This window comes from Aeromonas sp. s6, from assembly GCF_040907815.1.
Lineage (GTDB): Bacteria > Pseudomonadota > Gammaproteobacteria > Enterobacterales > Aeromonadaceae > Aeromonas > Aeromonas caviae.
Genome location: NZ_JBFOCN010000025.1, coordinates 1 through 3,776, shown reverse-complemented (window position 1 = coordinate 3,776; position 3,776 = coordinate 1). Strand labels below are relative to the sequence as shown.

Annotated in this window: 3 protein-coding genes; 1 reads left to right on the top strand and 2 read right to left on the bottom strand. The window is 54.6% G+C overall.

Annotated elements, in window-relative coordinates:
• Positions 1-19: 19 nt before the first annotated feature.
• Positions 20-1,633 carry an IS1634-like element ISAs25 family transposase gene (locus AB5Y50_RS02635; protein ID WP_010674210.1) on the bottom strand — a complete coding sequence of 538 codons (1,614 nt, stop codon included), beginning with the start codon at positions 1,631-1,633 and terminating at the stop codon, positions 20-22.
• Between the two features lie 614 nt (positions 1,634-2,247).
• Complete coding sequence (locus AB5Y50_RS02630; RefSeq protein WP_319886985.1) at positions 2,248-3,267, bottom strand: Fic family protein; 1,020 nt, start codon at positions 3,265-3,267, stop codon at positions 2,248-2,250.
• A 357-nt stretch (positions 3,268-3,624) separates the two neighbouring features.
• Here AB5Y50_RS02630 and AB5Y50_RS02625 point away from each other — a divergent pair.
• Positions 3,625-3,776: transposase (locus AB5Y50_RS02625; RefSeq protein ID WP_368162404.1), on the top strand; the 152-nt coding region annotated here is incomplete at its 3' end.

Genomic DNA, 3,776 nt, shown 5'->3' with positions numbered 1-3,776 from the left:
CCGACATTCCGCACCTGATTTAGGAATAAATTTGCCGATAGCGCTCACCCAATACCTCCAAAATGATCTGCTGGTCTCCTGTTAGCTCCGTTACTTGTGGCGGAGCTTCTCCCAGTCGATATTCATGGATGCCACCAAAGCGCAAAAAGATCCAACGGGCCGTCGGCTGCTGGGTCGGTTTCTTTTTCATATCCGCCACACTGCGATTCTGCTCCACTAATCCCTGCCGGATCCGGTGCTCCAACGCTGCGTAAATCATCAGGCTACAGGTCATCACCATGAGCAACGCTTCAATCCGCTCCGGCTTTTTCAGGTACAGTGAGGAGGTTAAAAACTCCGGGCTCTTGAGAAAACGAAAGCCCCGTTCGACATTCTGCTGCGCTTTATAGGTGGCCAAAAGTTCGGCCATGGTCAGCGTATCGCTGTGGTCATTGGTCGCCAGGATGAACACCCCGGTCTGGTTGCGGGCCTCTTCAACGCAAGCCAGGCTAGTTGCCGCCAACCCAGTGATTTGAAACTGATGGCCAATTGGCTCTTCGCCACGCTTGGGTCTGCCACGTCCTGTATAAACGGGTTCACCTACCACTTCGGCATCCAGTTGCAGCAGCATCAAGCTGGCGGTAAAACAGCTCAACTCAGCTTGGGCATCCGCCTCACAAGCAAAGCGTCGGGCACACAATTTGGCGAAGGCTTTGAGCTCGCGGGTACTGTCTTTGAGCAGGTTTTTGGCCAATGTCTGCTGCTCGCGGTGGCTGGCTTGTTCGCTGCGCACCAGCAACCAACGTTGCGCGACCCCGGCATAATTCGCGTGTTGCCAACGGCCATGATAGCCATTGCCCAGAGCGGTCAGCGGTTGTGCACCTATGGTTGCCACGGCCTGCTTTGCCTCATTGAGAGTGACGGGCACCCGGGTCACAAATAGTTGCTGCTGTTGCGCCAGTAATTGCAAGGTATCGGCGCAGTACAGTGCGGCATCGCCGACCAGATAACGGCACTCCTGCGCGGCCTTGAGACTGCTCAAATGGCGACGAACGGTCTGGGCAAAGGCTTTGGTGTCATTACTATTGCCGCTCAGGGCCTGCATATAGACAGGTAGGCCGGCCTGATTTTCACAGATGAGCTCAAGGATCACTTGATTCAGCTCTGGCCGGTGATCACGACTATAACCACGCACCAGTTGCAGCTTACCGACCAGATCCCCATCGGCACAGTCATAGGCGCCATCGACGTGGAAGCTGGTAATATCGAGGTGCACTGCGGTGCTTTTGAGCCCCAGCCGCTCGACAACTTGCGCCGCCATCACCTGATACAAGGCGCTGACATCGGCCTCAAAGAGGGCATCGAGACAGCGACCGAGCACATCATCATTGAGGTCATCAGCACAGATCCCGGGGCCAATCAGGCGCTCAACCGGCTTGTTAGCAAAGAATTGCGGGAACATGTGCAGGGTGCTGCTGTGAAAGCCGAGGCCGTTCACTATCATGGCGACCAAGGCTTCACCATGTGAGACCTTGAAAGGCGGGGTTTTGGGGAGCAAGGCATCGATCATGCGGGCAATGCCCAGTTCCTGGCAGAGTGCGGCGACCAAACCAAGGTGATCGAGGTTACGGATCGAGATAGCGGGTGCGGCCATGATGATCTACCTGCAAAAGAGAGTAATAGATCAGAACGGCCGATCGCCGTCAAGCACTGAAAATAGCAAAATCAGGTGCGGAATGACGGGTAGAACCCGATCATCATCATGGTCAATGGCGTGAATAGCATTTGGGAAAAGAGGTCTATCTGCAGATCCTGGATTTGCTGTTGCAGGGTGTGACCCGCAGGCCTGAGCAGGTCGGCGGTCAACGGGCTGACCCTATGTGAGCGAAGCCTTTTTCTTATTAACAAGATGATTCCGACAGATAAGAATATTGGGCACAGGAACAAGCCAGTAGTTGCCAGAACAGATACCGCGAGCGACGAGAATTCCATTTCATGCGTATTTTGGGGATGTGGTGAGGTCAGGTTAGCTGACCTGTAAGAGTCTATCCATTGGGATGTGGGGCAAGTATCACAGTATCTGATTATCCCCAATGGAGATCTTACACCTTGTGGTGTTAGTGAGATAAAACAGAGAGTTACTGCCCCCCCTTTGTGCGCAAATGGGGTTCGTTGCGTTTGGGTTTACTTGGCTGGTTGTATGTTTACTGATGCGACCCGGAAGCTGGGCGGTTGTAGTAACACACTCGGTGACATTAGCAAGCTGTCCTATGACAACACTTCCCAATGCCCACCCTTGCGCGGACCAACAAAGCGCAATCGCCCCGCTTTAACCAATGCGGCAGCTGCTCGCTCCACCGTGCTGGTCGATTTGCCTATTCGCTCGGCTACTTGTGTCAGGGTCAGGGCAGGCTCGCTCGCTAAGAGCGCCAACACTGCATCCGGTGTTTTTGCCCGCATTTCTACCTTCATTTCTACCGGCGTTTCTACCCTCACTTTTTCTGGCGGGGTGGGCTGAGATGTCGGCTGTGCGGTAATCGCTTCGGCCAACGCATCTCGCAGCGCCTCTAGCAGAAACAGAATAAAATCGGTGCAGTCACTCAGCCTGTCGGCCTGACTTAATTGGTGGTAGTAGTGCTCTTGGCGCTCTTTGATGATCGCTTCCACCGGCAGGAAGGCCATCACTGGTTGCCAACGGCTCAAGATCACCGTTTGCCACAAGCGTCCCATACGACCATTTCCATCGGAAAAGGGGTGAATAAACTCCAACTCGTAGTGCAAGGCACAAGAGGCGATCAAGGGATGGGCCTCTGTTTCTGCCAACCATTGCATCAGTTGTTCCATCAGGCGTGGAACCTGAGTCGCGGGGGGAGCCATATGCACTAATTGCTCACCCCGATAGATGCCGACCCCACTGCTACGCCATTGTCCTGCATCGTCACATAACCCGTGCATCAAGCGTCCATGGGCCCTGAGCAAATCCGCAGAAGAGGTAGGGGCCCAAGCCGACATTGCTTCATAAGCGGCAAACGCATTGCGCACCTCCTGGATCTCACGGGGCAATCCCAACACAGGTTTGCCGTCGATCACCGCCGTGACCTGCTCCAGGCTCAGGGTGTTGTGCTCGATGGCCAGGGAGGCCTGGATGGTGCGGATCCGGTTTTCCCGGCGCAGCATGGGCACTTGCGAGCTCTGCGTCGAGCGCCATTGCCCCACCAATTCGGCGATCTCCGCCACCCGGCTCAACATGGCGTGGGTCAGGGTGAAGGGAGGGGAATAGGCTGCCATGGGGGACTCCGACTGAAACGATTGCAAATGCGAAGGCTCAGAGATTATCAGATCGGGGGCAAGACCAACACGGCGGCGTATCTTTGTGAATTCTGTGATAAGCGGTATGCGATGACCTATGACATGGTGCCATTCGTTGTGAATTAGCGGTGTTACTCGCTCCATCTGCTTGCTATTTTATGCAATGAGATGCAAATGAGGCTCCTTGATTTACAATCCCTCGCTTTTCGAGGCGTGCCGGTTCGATTCCGGCCTCGGGCACCATTAAAATCAAAGAGTTACTAAGGCCACTAGGCTGTGTTCTTAAAGTGATGAAGATATAATCTCACATCTTCTCAACAGCTTAAGATCCATTCCGTGTCCCGCCGTTATCAGCTGACTGATGCACAATGGGGGCTTATCGAGCCCCAGTTTCCTTCTCGAAGCCTGATCGGGCGCCCTACCCGTGAACCGCGCCAAGTGCTCGATGGCATTCTCTGGATACTCCACACCGGAGCTCCTTGGCGAGA